Origin of the sequence: Cupriavidus sp. SHE, from assembly GCF_000812445.1 — a bacterium.
Taxonomy (GTDB): domain Bacteria; phylum Pseudomonadota; class Gammaproteobacteria; order Burkholderiales; family Burkholderiaceae; genus Cupriavidus; species Cupriavidus metallidurans.
The window spans coordinates 64982-82809 of record NZ_JWMB01000007.1 but is presented as its reverse complement, the minus strand read 5'-3'; the positions used below and the strand labels follow the sequence as shown (position 1 = coordinate 82809).

The 17828-nt window shown below is 65.7% G+C and carries 17 protein-coding genes; 3 read left to right on the top strand and 14 right to left on the bottom strand.

What is annotated here, in order from left to right:
- Positions 1-4: 4 nt before the first annotated feature.
- On the bottom strand, positions 5-1708 hold the full coding sequence (locus tag RN01_RS03375; RefSeq protein ID WP_051068968.1) for a DNA polymerase Y family protein: 1704 nt from the start codon (positions 1706-1708) through the stop codon (positions 5-7).
- Entirely contained in the window at positions 1599-2549 is a 951-nt protein-coding gene (gene imuA / locus RN01_RS03370; protein ID WP_029700488.1) for a translesion DNA synthesis-associated protein ImuA, read from the bottom strand. The genes RN01_RS03375 and imuA overlap by 110 nt, the downstream gene beginning before the upstream one ends.
- A gap of 223 nt (positions 2550-2772) precedes the next feature.
- Here imuA and RN01_RS03365 point away from each other — a divergent pair, with 223 nt between their 5' ends.
- Entirely contained in the window at positions 2773-3108 is a 336-nt protein-coding gene (locus RN01_RS03365; protein WP_223277414.1) for a hypothetical protein, read from the top strand.
- A gap of 58 nt (positions 3109-3166) precedes the next feature.
- Here the strand turns inward: RN01_RS03365 and RN01_RS03360 are convergent, their stop codons facing one another.
- The 7 genes from RN01_RS03360 to RN01_RS03330 form a co-directional block, all read right to left on the bottom strand.
- Positions 3167-3775: a nitrogen fixation protein NifQ gene (locus RN01_RS03360; RefSeq protein ID WP_017512395.1), complete on the bottom strand. Its 609-nt coding sequence runs from the start codon at positions 3773-3775 to the stop codon at positions 3167-3169.
- 94 nt (positions 3776-3869) lie between these two features.
- Entirely contained in the window at positions 3870-4367 is a 498-nt protein-coding gene (locus RN01_RS03355; RefSeq protein WP_017512394.1) for a DUF1579 domain-containing protein, read from the bottom strand.
- A gap of 148 nt (positions 4368-4515) precedes the next feature.
- Positions 4516-4890 (bottom strand): DUF2880 domain-containing protein, encoded by a 375-nt coding sequence (locus tag RN01_RS03350; protein ID WP_008648670.1) that lies wholly within the window; start codon positions 4888-4890, stop codon positions 4516-4518.
- A 94-nt stretch (positions 4891-4984) separates the two neighbouring features.
- Positions 4985-8101, bottom strand: a complete 3117-nt coding sequence (locus tag RN01_RS03345; protein ID WP_017512393.1) for an efflux RND transporter permease subunit — start codon at positions 8099-8101, stop codon at positions 4985-4987.
- A 6-nt stretch (positions 8102-8107) separates the two neighbouring features.
- Complete coding sequence (locus RN01_RS03340; protein WP_024570681.1) at positions 8108-9262, bottom strand: efflux RND transporter periplasmic adaptor subunit; 1155 nt, start codon at positions 9260-9262, stop codon at positions 8108-8110.
- 2 nt (positions 9263-9264) lie between these two features.
- On the bottom strand, positions 9265-10647 hold the full coding sequence (locus RN01_RS03335) for a TolC family protein (RefSeq protein ID WP_017514502.1): 1383 nt from the start codon (positions 10645-10647) through the stop codon (positions 9265-9267).
- 198 nt (positions 10648-10845) lie between these two features.
- A complete protein-coding gene (locus RN01_RS03330; protein WP_017514501.1) occupies positions 10846-11283 on the bottom strand; it encodes a hypothetical protein in 438 nt (145 codons plus the stop codon).
- 412 nt (positions 11284-11695) lie between these two features.
- Here RN01_RS03330 and ptsJ point away from each other — a divergent pair, with 412 nt between their 5' ends.
- Together ptsJ and asd are read left to right on the top strand one after the other, a co-directional pair.
- Positions 11696-12991 carry a transcriptional regulator PtsJ gene (gene ptsJ / locus RN01_RS03325; protein ID WP_017514500.1) on the top strand — a complete coding sequence of 432 codons (1296 nt, stop codon included), beginning with the start codon at positions 11696-11698 and terminating at the stop codon, positions 12989-12991.
- 178 nt (positions 12992-13169) lie between these two features.
- On the top strand, positions 13170-14024 hold the full coding sequence (asd, locus tag RN01_RS03320; RefSeq protein ID WP_011518611.1) for an archaetidylserine decarboxylase: 855 nt from the start codon (positions 13170-13172) through the stop codon (positions 14022-14024).
- 57 nt (positions 14025-14081) lie between these two features.
- On the opposite strand, the gene RN01_RS03315 is transcribed toward asd, so the two are convergent.
- The 5 genes from RN01_RS03315 to RN01_RS03295 form a co-directional block, all read right to left on the bottom strand.
- The gene (locus RN01_RS03315; RefSeq protein ID WP_008647694.1) at positions 14082-14333 is read right to left on the bottom strand and encodes a hypothetical protein; all 252 of its coding nucleotides are present in this window, start codon (positions 14331-14333) and stop codon (positions 14082-14084) included.
- Positions 14334-14337: 4 nt separating this feature from the next.
- Complete coding sequence (gene pdxK / locus RN01_RS03310) at positions 14338-15204, bottom strand: pyridoxine/pyridoxal/pyridoxamine kinase (RefSeq protein WP_017513594.1); 867 nt, start codon at positions 15202-15204, stop codon at positions 14338-14340.
- A 36-nt stretch (positions 15205-15240) separates the two neighbouring features.
- Positions 15241-16101 (bottom strand): YggS family pyridoxal phosphate-dependent enzyme, encoded by an 861-nt coding sequence (locus RN01_RS03305; protein ID WP_017513595.1) that lies wholly within the window; start codon positions 16099-16101, stop codon positions 15241-15243.
- A 163-nt stretch (positions 16102-16264) separates the two neighbouring features.
- Positions 16265-17218 (bottom strand): PDR/VanB family oxidoreductase, encoded by a 954-nt coding sequence (locus RN01_RS03300; protein WP_017513596.1) that lies wholly within the window; start codon positions 17216-17218, stop codon positions 16265-16267.
- Entirely contained in the window at positions 17218-17730 is a 513-nt protein-coding gene (locus tag RN01_RS03295) for an MOSC domain-containing protein (protein ID WP_223277413.1), read from the bottom strand. The genes RN01_RS03300 and RN01_RS03295 overlap by 1 nt, the downstream gene beginning before the upstream one ends.
- Positions 17731-17828 lie beyond the last annotated feature (98 nt).

The following is a 17828-nucleotide window of genomic DNA, read 5'->3' as shown; positions in this document are numbered from 1 at the left end:
GCGCTCAGGCAAACAGCCCATGCAGGAACCAGCGGTATTCGCCGCCGTCTTCCTGCCCGTCGCGCGTGGGATGCCCCGGGCGTTCACGATAGACCCAGCAACGCAGCCCGTCGTCGCGCTCGGCGATGAAGTAGTCGCGCGTGGCCAGGCCACCATCCCACCAGCCGGCCTCGATGCGTTCGGGGCGCGTCAGCATCACCAGCGGGCCCTCATGAACGGGGCGATGCTTGTGCACGCGCAGCGGCAATGGCGATTCCAGCAGCCATAGCGGCCGTTCGGGCGGGGCTGCGCCGCCGCTTGTCGTGCCGTTTGTCGTGCCCCGGGCGGGCGGTTCGTCGACAGGCGCCCATTGATTGGCGCGCTCGGGCCGGTGATCCGCCTGTGGATGCGGCTGCAGCACGTTGTCGCGCCCTAGCCGCGCCACCAGCGTATCGAGCAGCCGGCCCAGTTCCGCCGGTTCGGCACCCGGTTCCGGAAACAGCGAGTCGCTTTGCGGCACGCAAATTTCCATCGCCTCCACGCGCAACGCCAACCCGCCCACCGGCGCATGAAAGCGGATCTTGTCGAGCTTCTCGCGCAGCAGCTTCGACAGATGCACGGGATCACGGCTTGGCTGCGCCAGCCGGAGCGGCACCGGCGTGCTGTCGGTGTCCTCGCCCAGCCGGTAGCGTTCGTGCTCCAGCATCAGCACGCAGCGCGTCACGCCGGCCTGCTGCACGGCCAGCCAGCCCGAGAGCGCCAGCAACAGCCGCTGCGCCCCGGCCAGCACGCCTTCGGCCGACTCCACGCGGCCTGGCAGTTCCATGCGCTGCGCAAACGCCGGCGGCGCCTCGAACCAGGCAAACCCAGACGCGATCTGGCCATAGGCCTGGTCAAGCCGCGCCAGCAATTCCGTGCCGATGCGGCGCGACAACCCCGCGCGCGGCAGACGGCGCACTTGCCCCAGCGTGCGGCAGCCAATGCCTTCGAGCCATTCGGGATCGGCCAGCGTGTGCAGGCATTCCACCGGCAGGCGGTCGAGCAGGCGCGTCATGCGGGCGGCCCGCACCGCGCGGCGCGCGGGCCGGACAATGCCGCGCGACGTCTTGCGCAACGGCTGACGCGCCAGCCATGCGGCGCCCTGCGCCGTGGTACCGCTACCGATCTGCGCAAACGTGCCCAGTTGCCGCACACGCGCGCGAATCGCCCGGCACAACGCGCGATGGCCGCCGAACAGGCGCAGGCTGGCCGTGACATCGAGCATCACCGTGGCCGCTTCGGGTTCGGCGTCGATCGCCACGGCCGGCGTGAAATGCAGCAACGCCAAAGCGGCCGAGGTCATCAATGCGGACTCCGCCGCGAGATCGCGATCGAGCTGTACCACATCGGCCGACAGCGCCTGCACGCCGCCGCGCCGCATTCCATAGCGCACGCCCAGCGCCACGGCCGGGCCATTGGCCAGCACCACGCGCTCGTGCTCGATCACCGCCACCGGCAGCGCCTGATGCAGCGTTCCGGTATGGGGTGCGGGCCGGGGATCGGCGGACGTACTGGCGGACGTACTGGCGGGCATACGGGCAGACGTAGACGTAGCGGCGGACATACCGGCATCGACCGGCTCAGGCCAGCTCGGCTGCAGCGCGTCCAGCGGCAGGCGCGGCAGGTGCACCGCGATCCAGTACGCCGGGATGGCTGGCGCTGCCGCGGATGTCGGAGATATCGGGAACATGATGATCGGCTCCTGCCGGAGTTGCTGGAACGACCGGAGCGACCGGAACGACCGGCGTGGGCACCGCGGGCATACCCGCGCGCCGCGGCACATGGAGCATGCCTTCCAGCGGCAACAGCAGCGGCGTGTCGCGTGCCGGGCCGCGCCGCTTGTGAAAAACGATGGATAGCAGATTGCCGGGCAACGGCGATAACGCCAGCCGCAGCATGGCCGGCGACGATTCGTGCAGCACGCGGATCGGCCGCAGCACCCACACCACGGTATCGCCGGCCTGCGCCAGCACCTGCAGACGCCGCAGCACCTCTGGCCGCGCCGCCGGGAGCCAGACCAGCACCGCGCCGAACGCCTGGCTGCGCAACATCTGCTCGGCCGCCCACGCCATGTCGGCGCGGCGCGATGCCACTGGCGCACCCGCCTGCGGACGTACCCAGTAAAGCTGACGCGCGGGCAGGCCACCGTCGGCCAGTCCTGCCGCCAGCCCTCCCGCCAGTCCTGCCGCATTGGGCAGGTACGGGGGATCGACAAAACCGATGCGGCGCCCCGCCGCGGCCAGCGCGCGCAACGCCGGCATCAGCAGACGCAATTCGCCCGCGCCACCCTGGGCCAGCAGCAACTCGGTCACGGCGCCGACAGGCCAGCCGCCGCCTGGCAGTTCGGCCGTCAGGGCATCGTACCCGGTCGGGCACACGGGCAAGCGCCCGGCGCGGCCGAGCTGACCCGCGCGCCACAGCCCGGGGTAGCGGTGCTCGAGTTCGCTCACCGATGCACGGGGCGCGGAGGAGGAGGAAGCCGCATGGCCCGCCACGACTGTCGGCGGCGTGACATGCGATGACACGGTCATGATGTGGATGAAGAGGCGCAATCGACTGGCGCTGCCCTCGTATTTTTACGAATACTGTATGTTTATACAGTATCGAGACCGATGCAAGCCTGCAGCACGAATGTGGCGCGTTCACCGCCTGGAATGTGCGCTTGTCAGCGAACTGCCACGGATTCCCGGCACGAATGCAAACAAATGTCATGCACGATTGTGCAGTCCGGGGCAGGTACGCAAAATGCGCGACATGAAACAACGGAATACGCGCGATTGCGTGCATCTGCTGATCGATGGTCTCAAGCGTCAAGGCCCGCTGCGCCGTGACGTGATGGCCGACGCGTGTGGTCTTAGCCCCGAGGAAACCACGCGCGCGCTGAAGGCCGCGCGCCAGATGAACGTGGTCGATCACGTGCCCCACGGTCCCGGCACGTTGCCCGGCGCCATCTTCTACCAGCTCACGGGCCGGCAGCTCCCGCCCGCCCGCAAGAGCACGCGCGTGCCGCGCGCCCCCGACGACCGCTTCCAGCCGCTGCTGGAGGCCTGGTGGAGCAGCAACGAACTCGATCGCGTCGATCGCGCATAACCACGCTCATACGCTCGCCCGCCTGCACCGGGGAGGCTGGGGAGACTTCAATCGGGAATCAGGAGCGAGGCTGTCGCACGATGGCCGATTCGATGGCCGATTCGGTGCCGTGACAGGCCGCGTAATGGTCGCAGCCCTCGCACGAGGGCTCAGGGCAAGGATGGATGTCGAGCCGCTCGCAGACGCGGTGATAGAAGAACTTCTTCCATTTCATGTCCGTGGTATTGGCCGCGAAGACCGGCCAGAAGACCTGCCGCAGCAACGCGGACACATCGTCGCGCCCGGACAGGCCCATGTCCTGCCACAAGTGCGTATGGCCGAAGCAGCCGCAGGCCAGCGCGTGCGCGGCCCAATGCACTAGCGGCACCAGCGTCCCTGCCGCGCCCGGCGTGCAGCCGTCCTCGAGCATCTCCACCAGATCGGCGAATTCGCACGGCAGGCTGTCCGGCGCCTGTGGTGGAACATCTGGCGCCCACCCCGCCTGCGCGGCCCCGGGAAAGCAGTGATCCAGCATGTGCCGGAACGCGTCCGGCGGCAGGCCGAGCCATTGCGCGAAGCGCGGCAAGCGCCCCGCGCAGGCGGACTCCAGTACCCCGGCCAACGCCCGTGTAACGGGATCGCCGGGTTGGGCGGCAAAGGCATCCAGCAACAGCAGTGAGCGGTTCATCGTGGCAACAATGCGGCAGCACGCCTGCGGAATGGCGGGCGTCGCATCGCAATATAACCACGTATATAACGCCAGTCAAACCGTGAACGGCATCCTACTTCTCGCGACGATAGCGAGCCTGCACGATCTGCATCCACTCGCCGTTGTCGGCCTGCATGAACGACGTCAGCGTGCGGTGATCGTCGTCAACCATGGCCACAACGTCGCGGTACTTCGCCGTTTTCCCCGCGATCACTTTGCCATCCGGGCCGAACGCCGGGCCATCGGCACGCAGCGTGAGCGTGCGGCCATCGGCCTCGAGATCGCCTTCGTAGACCCACATGTGGGTCATCATCGAACCGATGAACGTGCCGACAAAGTGCTTGCGAACGGGGTCGTAGCCGAGCGTCATGATCGTGACCGCCGACCCGCATCCCGGAAACTCGCCCTCCGCACGCGCCTGCACCCAGACGTCGCCCACCTGGCTGACCTGCTCGGGGATCTTCCATTTTTCAGGCGGCGCCTCGGGGCCCATCTGGGCCTCGCCCTCGCCTACCCACCTGCCGACGAGCTTTTGTAGCCAGCGGTGTTCGTTGGTCGCTTCGATCTTCATGCAAACGCCTCCTTGTGAGTTGCGCCGCTATTTGTGTACGGCGTACACAAGAGGTTAGAAGACGAGGTCGTCGATGTCCAACAAAAACCCGCAAGATGACAAAAATGTCATCTTGCGGGTTTCCGGTGTGGCAGGGTCAGCGCGGAGATTACTGGGGCAAACGCACCTTCGGCACGATGAACTGGTTACCGGGGGCGCGCATCACATCGCACTGCGCCTCGCCCTTGCGGGCCTGTCCTGACTTGTCCACGTACTCGATGCTGCCGACCACGCTGTAGACGTCTTCGGCCACGCGGCGAGTGGTGCCGCGCACCCAGCGAAACTGGTCGGGATTCGGCAACGCGGCCTTCACCGCGTTCATGCAGGCACCGGGCGCCTCGGGCGCTTCGGGCTTGCCGCCGCGCTGGCCCAGTTCGACGTTGACGGGCGCGTCGGCCGAGGATGCGGCAGGCGCCGCCATCGCGGTCACCGGCAGCGCGATCAATGCGAGCGCCGTCAGCACGCGGCGCGCTTGGATCGTCATGGTATGCACTCCAAACAAAAAAAGGCCGGCACGCGCGTTGCATGCCGGCCGGTTGCCATTGTACTGGCGTACGGATCGAATGTTCCGGGTCGCGTTACACCGACATGTCGCGCGGCTCCGGCTTGCGGTCATCGAACCAGCGGTACAGCGTAGGCACCATGACCAGCGTGAGCAGCGTCGACGTAATCAGCCCGCCGATCACCACCACCGCCAGCGGACGCTGCACCTCGGAGCCGGGGCCCGTCGAGAACAGGAACGGCACCAGACCCAGCATGGCGATCGTCGCGGTCATCATCACCGGACGGAAACGCTGCGTGGCGCCGCGCACCACCGCGTTGCGCAGCGACATGCCCGACTCGCGCAATGTGCGGATGTACGACACCAGCACCACCCCGTTCAGCACCGCCATGCCCCACAGCGCGATAAAGCCCACCGACGCCGGTACGGACAGGTACTCGCCCGTGACAAACAGCCCGATGATGCCGCCGATCGATGCAAACGGCAGCACCGTGATGATCAGCGTGGCATAGCGCACCGAATTGAACAGCAGGAACAGCAGGAAGAAGATCGCGGCGATGGTAATCGGCACGATGATCTTCAGGTGGCCCATCGCGCGTTCCATGTTCTGGAACTGGCCGCCCCACTCGAAGTAGTAGCCCTCGGGCAGCTTGACCTTGCTCTCGGTGGCGGACTGCAGTTCGGCCACGAAGCCGCCGAGATCGCGATCCTTCACGTTGATCATCACCACCACGCGGCGCTTGGCCATTTCGCGGCTGATCTGCGCCGGACCATCGGTCACTTCGATCTTCGCCACGCTCTGCAGCGGCACCTGTACGCCATCGGGCGCCGATACCAGCAACTGGCGAATCTCCTGCACGTTGCTGCGGAATTCCTCGGGCAGGCGTACGGCCGCCGCAAAGCGACGTTCGCCTTCGAAGATGTCCGTGGCACGCTTGCCGCCGATGGCGATCTCGATAATGTCGTGGATGTCCGACACGTTCAACCCGTACCGCGCAATCGCCTGACGGTCGATCTCGATCGACAGGTATTGCTGGCCCGAGATCCGTTCGATACGGATGTCCTGCGACCCCTGGATGCCACCTGCCACGCGGGCGATCTGGCCAGCCAGGTCACGCAGCGTCTCCAGGTCGTCGCCGAAGATCTTCACGGCAATATCGGAACGCACACCGCTGACCATCTCGTCCACGCGGTCCGAGATCGGCTGCGCCATCACGATCTGCACGCCGGGAATGGCCTTGAGCTTCTCGCGGATCGCGTTGGCGATGTCGTCCTGCGTCCAGCCATCGGGCCACTCGTCGCGGTCCTTGAGGCTGGCGATCGGCGTCGATTCGTTCTGACCCTGCGGGTCGGCCGGGCTTTCACCACGACCCACGCCCGAGACCACCGACTTCACGCCCGGCACTTCGAGCACCAGCTTGTTGGCCTGTTTCTCCAACTTGATCGACTCTTCCAGCGAGATGTTCGGCACGCGGTCGATAGCCGGCACGATCGAGCCTTCCTTCATCTCCGGAATGAACGATGTACCAAGCAGCGGCACGATCATCAGCGTGGCGATGAACAGCCCCACCGCCGACAGCACGGTCTTCTTGCTGTTTGCCAGCGACCAGTGAAGCATGCGCAGGTAGTAGCGCTTCATGAACGCGATGACGCGCGTGTCGTGTTCGGCGCCGCCCTTGAGCAGGTACGACGACAGCACCGGCGACAGCGTCAGCGACAGGAACAGCGAGATCGCCAGCGCGATCGAGATCGTGAAGGCCAGCGGCGCGAACATCTTGCCTTCCATGCCGGACAGCGTCATCAGCGGCAGGAACACCAGGATGATGATGCCCACGCCCACGATCACCGGCGTGGCCACTTCCTGCACCGCCTTGACCAGCACCTGCGTGCGCGTCAGCCCGGTTTTCTCCGCGTGGCCGAGCCGCTCGAACGCGTTCTCGACCACCACGACCGAGCCGTCGACCATCAGGCCGATGGCGATGGCCAGCCCCCCCAGCGACATCAGGTTGGCCGACAGCCCCACCTGGTTCATCACGATGAACGTCAGCAATGGTGTCAGCACCAGCGTGGCCAGCACGATCACCGAGGAACGCACGTCGCCCAGGAACAGGAACAGCACGATCACCACCAGCACCACGCCTTCGAGCAGCACCTTGGTGACGGTCCACAGCGCGGAGTCCACCAGTTCGCTACGGTCGTAGTACGGCACGATCTGCAGCTTGCCCGGCAACATGCCACGCTCGTTGATGTCCGCCACGCGTGCCTTGACGCGGCTCACCACTTCCTTGGCGTTGCCACCGCGCATCATCATCACGATGCCGCCAACGGCCTCGGTCTGGCCGTTCTTGACCAGCGCGCCCTGGCGGACCTCGTGGCCGATCGTCACCTGTGCCACATCACGCAGGTAGACCGGCGTGCCGTTGATCTCCTTGAGCACGATGCTGCCGATATCGTCGACACCCTTGGCCAGGCCCACGCCGCGAATCAGGTACTGCTCGGCGTAGTGCGGCAGCACGCCACCGCCGGAGTTGGCGTTGTTACGCGCCAGCGCCTGGTAGACCTGCTGGATGTTGATGCTGTAGTGGCGCATCCGCTCCGGATTGACCAGTGCCTGGTACTGCCGCACGAAGCCGCCCTGCGAGTTGATTTCCGCCACGCCCGGGATCGAGCGCAGCAGCGGCCGCACCACCCAGTCCTGCGCGATGCGGCGCTCCGACAGTTCCTCCTGTGTCAGTTCGCGGTCGCCGTCGTCGGCGCGGTCCAGCGTGTACTGGTAGACCTCGCCCAACCCGGTGGAAACCGGCCCGAGCACCGGCGTCACGCCCTCTGGCATTCGGCCGGAAACCTCGATCAGCCGCTCCATGACGAGCTGCCGCGCGAAGTAGACGTCGGTCTTGTCCGTGAACACGAGCGTGATCAGCGACAGGCCCGCCTTGTTCAGCGAGCGCATCTCCTCGAGTCCGGGCAGGCCCGTCATCGACATCTCGATCGGCACCGTGACAAAGCGCTCCACTTCCTCAGGCGAGCGTCCCGTGGCTTCCGTGGCGATCTGCACCTGGACGTTGGTGACGTCCGGGAACGCATCGACGGATAGCTTCCCGGCCGCGCGCAGGCCAAAGAAGAACAGCACCACGGCGATCACGCACACCACCAGCCGCTGCTTGATCGCGGCTTCAACAAGCGATGTCATCATGGCCGGTTACCCCTGCTCCTGCTGCTTGCGCTCGTTGTCCAGGTGGAACGCGCCTTCCACGACCACGCGGTCGCCAGGCTTGATGCCGCTCTGGACCACACGCATGCCGTCGCTCTCGGGGCCCAGCTTCACCTTGGTCAGGCGGTACTGGCCGTCGCTAACTTCCACATAGACCTGTTCATCGTTGCCTTCACGGACCACGGCTGAACCCGGCACCACCAGCAGTTCCACCGGTTTGGCGGCGATCAGCATGGTGGCGAGCATGGCGGGCTTGAGACGGCCATCCTTGTTCTGGAGTTCGGTACGAACCAGCACCGTGCGCGACTGCGGATTCACGGTCCGGCCCACGTAGATCAGCTTGCCCGTGATGCGGCCATTGCTGTTGGCCAGTGACGGCACCTCGATATCGACGCTCTGCCCTTCGGCCACCTGCGCAGCCTGCTGCTCGGGCACCTCGGCGACGACCCACACGCGCGACAGATCGGCCACCGTGTACAGCGCGTCAGCCGGCTGCACCACCTGGCCCTGCGCCACATTGCGCTCGACCACCGTGCCGTTGATGCTCGAGAACACCGGTGAATACGACTCGATGCTGCCGCTCTTCGCCAGCGTGGCGATCGACGCGGCGGACATGCCGAGCACGCGCAGTTGATCGCGGTAGGCACGGGCCTCCGCCGCGGCAATCGCGTATTCGCTTTCGCGGCGCTGCAGTTCGGCACGGCCGATCACGTCGGCGGCGAACAGTTGCCGCGCGCGCTCCGCATTGCGGGCCTGCAGCGTGTTCTGCGCCTCGGCCTTCAGGAAGGCCATCTGGGCAGCGCCCAGTTCGCTACTGTGCAGGCGGGCCAGCACCTGGCCGGCCTTGACCTCCTGGCCGAGCACGGCATAGAGATCGGTCACGCGGCCAGTCACGCTGGCGCCGATGCGCGAGACGCGCTGCTCGTCGAAGTCGATACGGCCCGCCACGCGCAACATCTCGCTGAATGGGGACGCGGCAACCGGCGCCACCTTGAGCGTGCGCTTGAGGTTCTCCTCGGGCTTGACAATGCCGGGTGGCAACTTTGGCGCCTCGGCGGCCGGGGCGGGGTCATCGGAACAGCCGGCCAGCGACAGCATCATCACGGCGGCGGCTGCAAAGGAAAGCAGGAATTGGGGACGCATGATCAGTTCAGATTCGGGAGATCGGGCATGGACGACGCGGGGGCGGTATTGACGCCCGGCGAGGCCGACATGAGCTTGTCAATCTGGATGGCGGCGACTTGCAGTTCGTATTGCGCAGCAATCAACTCGCTGCGCGCGCTACGCAGCACGCGCTGGGCGTCGAGGTAGTCGAGAATGCCGCGCTCGCCGAAGCGATAGGCGGATTCGGCCACGCCCAAGGCCGACTCGGCCTCGCGCACGATGCCCGATTCGAGCGCCGTCACCTGCGCCTGCGCGATCTCGTATTGGCGATAGGCCGTGTCGAGTTCCTGCATCAACTCGAATTCACGCGCTTCGAGCGCCGTGCGGGCTTGTGTGGCCTGCGCCGTCGCCTCGCCCACCGGGCCGCTGCGGCGATCCCAGATCGGAATCGTCATCACCAGGCCGATCTGCGAAACATTGTTGTCAGGCTGCCGGTCGGTGCTGGCACGCACCGCCACCTCGGGCCAGCGCAGCGCGCGCTGGTAGTCCACGCCCAGCTTCGCGCGTTCCAGCTCGCTGCGGCGCTGGGTCAGTTCCGCATTGCTGGCCTGCAGCGTGTCGCGCAGCGTTTCCAGCGGTGGCATGTCGGGCGCGTGCCCGAGGCTGCCGTCCAGCGCAAAGCGCGCGGGCATTACGCCTCCCACCTGCTGGCGCAGCGTGGCCTTGGCCTGGTCGACACGCAGCTCCGCCGTCTGCAGCGTCTTCTGCGCAGCCAGCAGTTCCGTGTCGGCCTTGATCAATTCATAGCGCGGGGCCTCGCCGACGTTCACGCGCACCTTCGCGCGCTCCTGGATCTGCCGCATCATGTTCAGGTCCTCGCGCGCGGCGGCCAGTTCGGTCTCGCGGCGCAGCACCTGGTAGTACGACGTCTTCACGCGCGCGGCCAGGTCACTGCGGAAGCCTTGCCGCATTGCCTCGGAAGCCTCCAGGCCGCGGCCCGCCATCTGCTCGCGCAGATTGCGCTGGTTCGGGTAATCGAGTTTCTGGACGATTGCGTAGGACGGCGCATTGCCGCTGGTCACGCCCGGCTGCTTGCCGGACAGGCGTCCATACATCACTTCCACTTGCGGGTTCGGATACGCACGGGCGCTGGTAATAGCAGCCGTGGCGGCATCCACATTGGCCTGCGCGGCTTCCACGCCCTTGTTGGTCGACTGCGCCAGTTGCAGCAACTGCGGCAGGTCGAACGTATCGGGGGCTGGCGTGGTAGCGCGCGGCATGGCCTTGGCGGCGAGCTTCGCCGCTTGTGGCGAGGCAGCCCCGGGGGCGGCGGTAACGCCGGCCGGCACGGGCTGCGCGGCCCAGGCCGGCGCGCTCATCAACGACAGCGCGGCGGCCCAAGTCAACGTTTTCTTGGTCTTCATGTCAGGATCGGTCGAACGGCACGACTGCCCCGGCGACTACACACACGCTTCCCGTCACACGCCCCGCCACCGGACATCGTTCGGCAGGCGGGCACGCATGGCGTCAGACCGCGACGGCAACCGTCACGGACGTGTGTGGACTCAGGGGCAATGAAGGCGCACCGCGCGTGCAGTCAGCACGGACGGCGGCCTGAGCGATCAGACGAAGGGTCTGGGCGGTCGGAACTGGCCTTCGGACTGGAACTTGCCGCGTTCCGTGAGCGTGGGCAGCACGACATCGACGGATTGCGCAAGCTGGAATACGGGAAGGATGAATAACGCGCTGGTCTCGTCGACCGCGTCGAAAAGATCGGGCGGATCGAGCAGATCAGCCGACCAGATATTGCAGTACCCCGGCGGCGGGCCGTCATCGAATTCCGCGTCGTCACCGAAGTCGGGATCTCCCGGCAGGGCAAGCTGTGCGAGATCGTCGCCGGTGGCGAGCCTCGCATCGTAATCGGGTATGGCCACCTCGACCTTCGCCGCTTCCGCTTTCGCCGCTACCACCTTCGGCACGGCCGAGCGCACGTTCGCCGCTGCCGAGAACGACAGCGCGGACAGGCACAAGGCAGTCAGCAGGAAGAGGACGAAACGCATCAAATCGGGGGCGTGAAAAGCGGATAAAAATCACATTTCTTGTGACGAATACGGTACAACTGCAGCGTCAGCCTGAGAATTGTGATATTGCGGCACAGCATTGTAACCGACCGCAACAATGGACCCGGCGGAGGGCGGCAAGTTCCTTTGGCGGCTCCAACGGCCGATCGGCGTGGAGCACCGGCACGGCGCGGCCCCGGGGAGCCACCGCCGCGAATGCGGCGCGAAGCCCACTTCAATCCGGTGCCCCCGATTCCGCTGCATCACCGTTTTTTTGCCCTATGCCAATCGCTGGATTGGCATACCTGCCAAGTGTCCGGGCATGTCAGAATGACGCCTTCGGGCCAGATCGGACTGGATCGGGCTAGATGAATCCTGGCTTTCCCGCACACATCGACTGTCCTGGCACCCAATGAAAATACACGGCAAGACCGCCGCGGAGATCTTCGACTGTGTACGCACCCTGACGCAGTCCCGGCAACTGCTCCCCGGAACGTCTCTTCCCCCCGTACGCGACCTGGCCCTGGAACTGGGCATCAATCGGAACACGGTGGCCGCGGCCTACAAGCGCCTCGCCATGGCGGGCATTGCCGTGACGCAGGGGCGGCTTGGCACGATCATCCGCGACCAATACGAGCCGGGTGAGCAGGAAGGCACGCTGGCGGGCAGCCCCCTGACCGATCTTGCCAGCGGCAATCCGAATATCGAGTGGCTGCCGGATATCTCGGCCGCGCTGCAGAGCCGCCCCTACAAGCCGCGGCTCTATGGCGAACCCACTGTCAATGCCGGGCTGGAAGCGTATGCGCGGAAATGGTTCGAGCCCGACTGCCCCGCGCCTTTCGAAGTCAATCTGGCGCATGGCGCCGTCGATGCCATCGAGCGGCTGCTCAACGCGTATCTGGTGGCTGGGGACAAGGTAGCGGTCGAAAATCCCTGCTTCCTGAGCAGCATCAACATGCTGCGCGCCATCGGACTGCAGCCGATCGGCGTGCCCGTGGATGCGGAAGGCATCCAGGCAGAAGGCCTGGCAAGCGCCCTTGCCAAGGGGGCTCAGGCTGTCATCCTGACGCCGCGCGCGCACAATCCGACGGGCTGCTGCCTGAGCGAGAAGCGGGCGCGGGCAATCTCGCGATTGCTGGCAAAGCATCCCAATGTGCCGGTGATCGTGGACGACCATTTCGCCCTGCTCTCTGGCGCCGCCTACCACCCGGTGATTCCTCGCAGCACCTATCGCTGGGCCGTGGTGCGGTCCTTCACCAAGGCACTAGGCCCCGATCTTCGCGTCGCCGCGGTTGCCAGCGACGTGGCCACATCCCGGCAGCTACGCTTGTGCCTGGCGCCCGGAACAAGCTGGGTCAGCCACCTTCTGCAGGACATCGTCGAGGTCACCGTCACCCGCCCCGAGACCATCAGGCTGATCGACAAGGCCCGGAACGACTACGCCCGACGCCGGCAGGCGATGGAGCAGGCGCTGGACGCTCAGGGCATCGGGCACATGGCGCAGGGCGATGGCTTCAACCTCTGGGTGCCCTTGCAGTGCGACGATCAGGCCATCGCCCTAGCACTGGCCCGGCAAGGCTGGCTGGTCCGGCAAGGGAGCGCTTTCTCCGTGCAGGATGGCGTGCGGGGCCTGCGCATCACGATTTCCGCCATCGAACCTGCGCAATGCGAACGGCTGGCGCAGGACATCAGGCGCAGCCTTGGGTAGATCGCCGCCACCACGGTGGCAATACAGTGATTCCCTGCCGTAACAACGACACCTTGCGACGACACCTGGCAGAAACGGTACAAACAGTACAAACGGGATCGTTCCACATTAGAATCCTGCCCCATGAAACAATCAGCGGCCCGATGCGTTGCACCGGGTCGCCCCAACGCCCGCCTCCATGTCCTTCTCGGTCCTGCTGCAACGCCTCGCCCCGCTACACCTGCTGACCCGTATCGCAGGTCAACTGGCGGATTGCCGCCAGCCCTGGCTCGCCCAGTACCTGATCCGCACGTTCGTGCGCCGGCACAAGATCGACCTCGATGAGGCATTGGTCAGCGACCTCGCCACCTATCCGACGTTCAACGAGTTCTTTATCCGCGCGCTGCGCCCCGGCGCGCGCCCGATCGCTGCGGCGGACTGGACCAGCCCGGTGGACGGCACGATCAGCCAGATTGGGCGCGTCGAAGCTGGCCAGATGATCCATGCCAAGCAACATGCCTATAGCGCCACCGCGTTGCTGGGGGATGCCGCCCTCGCGAAACAGCTGGAAGGCGGGTGCTTTTCCACGGTGTATCTGAGCCCCCGCAACTACCACCGGATTCACATGCCGTGCGAGGGGCGCCTGCTGGGCATGCGTCATGTGCCCGGCAAGCTGTACTCCGTCAGGCCCGATATCGTTGAAGGCATCGACGGACTGCTCGCCATCAATGAGCGTCTGGTTTGCTGGTTCGAGCATCCGCAGCACGGCGTCTTTGCGCTGGTGCTCGTGGGCGCGGCCATCGTCGGGCGCATCGCCACGGTCTGGCATGGCCTGGTGGAGCCCAAGCGATCCGGGCAAGTCTCGGAGTGGCACTACGCCGACGGCGCTTCCGCACCTCAACTGAAGGATCTGCTTCAGGGTGTGGAGATGGGGCACTTCCAGCTCGGCTCGACGATCGTGTTGCTGATGCCGGGATCGGCATGGCAATACCATCCGGACTGGCAGGTCGGACAGCCGGTGCGGCTGGGTCAGGCAATTGCCAGCCGCGGCTGAATCGCCCCGCAATCGCCCCTCGATCCCCCCACAACCGCCCCACGCACCTGACCGATTTCAGCCCTGGACGTGCTCGTCCAGGGAGGTCTTGACGAACAGCGGCTCGATGCCGAGCACCCGCACGCCACCGGGGCCGCTTTCCACCACACGACGCTCATCCGTTGCCACAAGCAACTCGAGTCGATAGCCATCCGCGGCACCCAGGCGGCCCGCAACGTCCTTGACGGCCTCGGCGGCCCACGGCGTGCCGGAATCGAAATGACCCAGCAGCCTGTCATGGCGCCAGATGTTGAGTCGATAGGTCTTCATCGGGTCACTCTCGATGCGTGATACAGGGGTTCGATGGCAATTGAAGCTCCAGGCTTTGCGCGCGACGGGTGGCTTCCAGAGCGGTCACCACGTGGTCGCTGGCGCTTGCAGCGGCCTCGGCCAGCGGCATTCCTTCCAATAGTCGCGCGGTCAACTTCGCGCTGAACAGGTCTCCGGTGCCCTTGGGCGAAACCGCGATGCGGGGATGGCTCAGCACCTGCGCATCGTGCCGGGTAACGATGAGCAGTTTCATGTCGTCGTGTCCCCACGTGCCGGGGGCCGCGCTGGTGACTACCATCCATTGCACGCGATCGGTCAGCAGGCTGCGTGCGGCGGCGACGACCTGCTCGACGCTGTCGGCGGAACGGCCACTCAGATGCCCGAGTTCGAAATCGTTCGGCGTGAGTCCATGTGCCAGCGGCAGAAGCAGCTCGCGCACGGCCTCGACCATGCCATCCGCGACATAGATCCCGGTGTCATGGTCACCGATCACCGGGTCGACGATCACCTGCACATCCGGGTGCTCGGCCAGCACCTGATTGATCCAGCGGGATAGCACGGCCACCTGCTCCGGATTGCCGAGATAGCCAACCAGAATGGCTTTCAGGCGCTGGAGCGCGCCACGGGCCGACAGGTCGCTTAGGTATCCCCCGAACCAGTCGATGGGTAGCGCCCCACCGTGCAGCGTCGGGTAGTGAGGGGTGTTGCTGAACATGACCGTCGGCACGGCGGCCACGTTCAGGCCATGCGCGCGCAGCGTTGGCAACGCCACGTTGTTGCCAACATGGCCATAGACCACCTGCGACTGTACGGACACAACGTCCATGAAGAGGGGGCGCAGCGCGTCCCCGGTATCTGTCTCACCAGACATGGCTCATTTCCTTGCGATGCAATGCAGCGTGTCCCATCAACGTTCGTCTTGAAGGCCGGAGTGAGCAGCGCTCAATGTAGAGTCGCCCCCTTCCGCCTCTGGCCAGTAAAAGCTATCGGGCGTTGATCTGGCGCCAAAGATCGCCTGACCGACGCGCACGACCGTGGCGCCTTCCTCGATGGCAATCTCGAAATCCCCGGACATACCCATCGAAAGCTCATCGAGCCCGATGCCGACGGGCGCATCCCGCCGTAGCCGCTCGCGAAGCTCGCGCAGCAGCACGAAGCACTGGCGTACCCGCCCGGCTTCCGCCGACAGCAGCGCCAGCGTCATGAGCCCGCGCACGCGCAAGCCGGAGAACGCAGGCAGCGCGCGCAGAAAGTCCGGCACTTCATCGGGATGCAGACCAAATTTGCTCACCTCGCCGGACGTGTTGACCTGCACGAACACATCGAGCGCCCTGCCCTCGATCTGCAGACGTCGGTCCAGTGCCTCGGCCACGCGCAGGCTGTCCAGCGCCTGGAACTCGGTGGCGAAACGCGCCACGAGCTTGGCCTTGTTGGTTTGAAGATGGCCAATCACTGACCACTGCAGGTCTTCCAGATCCGCCAGCGCCTCCCACTTTCGGTAGGCCTCCTGCGGCTTGTTTTCGCCGAGCAGACGGCAGCCGGCCGCATGGGCCAGACGAATGCTCGCCTCCGGCTTGGTCTTGCTGACGGGCAACAGCCGCACACTGGCAGGATCGCGGCCAACGCGGTGACAGGCCGCCGCGATGCGCGCATGAACCGCCACGAGGTTGTGACGGAAGTCCTCCACGGACTCGGCCTGTGGCCAGCGGTTGTGCAGGTCGTGGAGCGGCTGCGTCGGATGTGCGGAATCAGGGGAATCTGTGTGCATGGCCCGGGCCTCGGCGCATATCGGGATATCAGCGGTGAGCGGACATGCCACTCCCGCCGCAGCATTGTCATAGGACAAATGCTATCACGACACAGGACGGAGTGGGATCCGGCGAAAACCGAAACCATGCACAGGCTCAGGCCCAGGGGCGAAGCGGCAGCCCCTACAGATCCAGCACCAGACGTGACCCCGCGCATCCGGCCACACAGACCATGACGTCCTGGGCGCGCTCCTCCGGCGACAGGACCCGGTCCCGATGGATCGGCGGCCCTTCCAGCCAGGTCGTCCTGCACGCGCCACAAACGCCGCCTCCGCAAGACACGGACACGTCCGCCCCAAGTGCCTCCAGCGTTCCGACCAGCCCGACATTTGGCTCGACGATCGCCTCCTTCCCGCTCCTTGCCAGCACCACGGTATAGGGCACCGCGTCGGTATCGTCCACCAGTTTGGGCGGCGTGAAGCGCTCGATGTGCTTGCGGGCGTCCGGCCAGCCTTCGACGATCCGCTCGAAGGCGTCAAGCATCCTCATCGGACCGCAGCAGTAGGCTTTGGCATTCTCACCGCACGCATTCAGAATCGCTTCCATATCCGGCGCGGATTCGACGCGCGTGTCGTAAAGCCGGACCCTGCCCGCCGCGATGGCGTCGCCCAGCATGTCGACGAGCGATGGCGCCCCCGCGCTGGACCAGTGCAGCACGTAGTTTGTCTGACCCCGCAGTTCGAGATCGCGGATCGTCGAGATAAACGGCGTCACACCTATCCCGCCTGCGATGAAGACGTTCATCCCCGTGTCCGTGGTGCGGATGCCACCTCTGGGCAGCGACACCCCGATCGACGCCCCGACATCGAGCCGCTCGTGCACGAAGGCCGATCCCCCTCGCCCCGCCACCTCGTGCTTCACGGCGATGACATACCGGTTCCTGTCCGAAGGCGCGTTGCACAGCGAGTACGTGCGCACCAGGCCGCCTCCGAGATGCAGGTCGATATGCGCGCCGGGGGTGAAAGGCGGCAATGGCCAGTGGTCCTGGTCGCTGAGGACGAACCGCTTGACGCCGGGCAGTGGCTCGTCGATGGCGGACACCACCACCGAGACGGTCTTGATGGGCCGGGCCGCCATCAGGCTGGCCTCACTACATCGCCAATACGGACCACACCACCGCTGAGTATCTTGCAGTTGAGACCCGAGCGATGAACGAGCGGATCGAAGACAGCCTTGCCCAGGATTTCCTCCAGATGACGGCAGGGTGTGGACAGGCGAGTGGCTTCCAGCAATGTGTCGCCAAGCCAGAACCGGCGCCCCACGAGGTGATTGAGGGGCACGCCCTCTACCGTGACGTTCCGGCGGTGTTCCTCGGGATGCAACACGACCTTGGCATCCCGGGCCAGCGCCTCGAGCGTTTCCAGTTCGAATAGCGTGACCTGCCGGCCCTCTTCGGGCTTGTGAGAGTAGAACCCCGCCTCGTTGCCGATCATGTAGCGATCCCCTTCGATGCCCTTGCCAGCGACGAGGGTGATCTCCGGAAAGGGCAGCATCGGCAGGAAGGCCCTTGGCGTTTTGTGAAGAAAGCGGACGACACCACGCCACGACGGCGCAGTGGCTCCGACGCTGCGGTCTGAGGTCTGACTCACGGTTTCCTCCATACCCTTGAAATTTCCTATATGACACACTGTGTCATGGAATCATAGGGCCAGAGGTACGGCGCGGCAAGTGAATTGCAGAACTACGT

Coding starts and splice junctions, on each gene's coding strand:
- RN01_RS03375 (WP_051068968.1), bottom strand. CDS start 1,708: ATGTTCCCGATATCTCCGACATCCGCGGCAGCGCCAGCCATCCCGGCG.
- imuA (WP_029700488.1), bottom strand. CDS start 2,549: ATGACCGTGTCATCGCATGTCACGCCGCCGACAGTCGTGGCGGGCCAT.
- RN01_RS03365 (WP_223277414.1), top strand. CDS start 2,773: ATGAAACAACGGAATACGCGCGATTGCGTGCATCTGCTGATCGATGGT.
- RN01_RS03360 (WP_017512395.1), bottom strand. CDS start 3,775: ATGAACCGCTCACTGCTGTTGCTGGATGCCTTTGCCGCCCAACCCGGC.
- RN01_RS03355 (WP_017512394.1), bottom strand. CDS start 4,367: ATGAAGATCGAAGCGACCAACGAACACCGCTGGCTACAAAAGCTCGTC.
- RN01_RS03350 (WP_008648670.1), bottom strand. CDS start 4,890: ATGACGATCCAAGCGCGCCGCGTGCTGACGGCGCTCGCATTGATCGCG.
- RN01_RS03345 (WP_017512393.1), bottom strand. CDS start 8,101: ATGATGACATCGCTTGTTGAAGCCGCGATCAAGCAGCGGCTGGTGGTG.
- RN01_RS03340 (WP_024570681.1), bottom strand. CDS start 9,262: ATGCGTCCCCAATTCCTGCTTTCCTTTGCAGCCGCCGCCGTGATGATG.
- RN01_RS03335 (WP_017514502.1), bottom strand. CDS start 10,647: ATGAAGACCAAGAAAACGTTGACTTGGGCCGCCGCGCTGTCGTTGATG.
- RN01_RS03330 (WP_017514501.1), bottom strand. CDS start 11,283: ATGCGTTTCGTCCTCTTCCTGCTGACTGCCTTGTGCCTGTCCGCGCTG.
- ptsJ (WP_017514500.1), top strand. CDS start 11,696: ATGAAAATACACGGCAAGACCGCCGCGGAGATCTTCGACTGTGTACGC.
- asd (WP_011518611.1), top strand. CDS start 13,170: ATGTCCTTCTCGGTCCTGCTGCAACGCCTCGCCCCGCTACACCTGCTG.
- RN01_RS03315 (WP_008647694.1), bottom strand. CDS start 14,333: ATGAAGACCTATCGACTCAACATCTGGCGCCATGACAGGCTGCTGGGT.
- pdxK (WP_017513594.1), bottom strand. CDS start 15,204: ATGTCTGGTGAGACAGATACCGGGGACGCGCTGCGCCCCCTCTTCATG.
- RN01_RS03305 (WP_017513595.1), bottom strand. CDS start 16,101: ATGCACACAGATTCCCCTGATTCCGCACATCCGACGCAGCCGCTCCAC.
- RN01_RS03300 (WP_017513596.1), bottom strand. CDS start 17,218: ATGGCGGCCCGGCCCATCAAGACCGTCTCGGTGGTGGTGTCCGCCATC.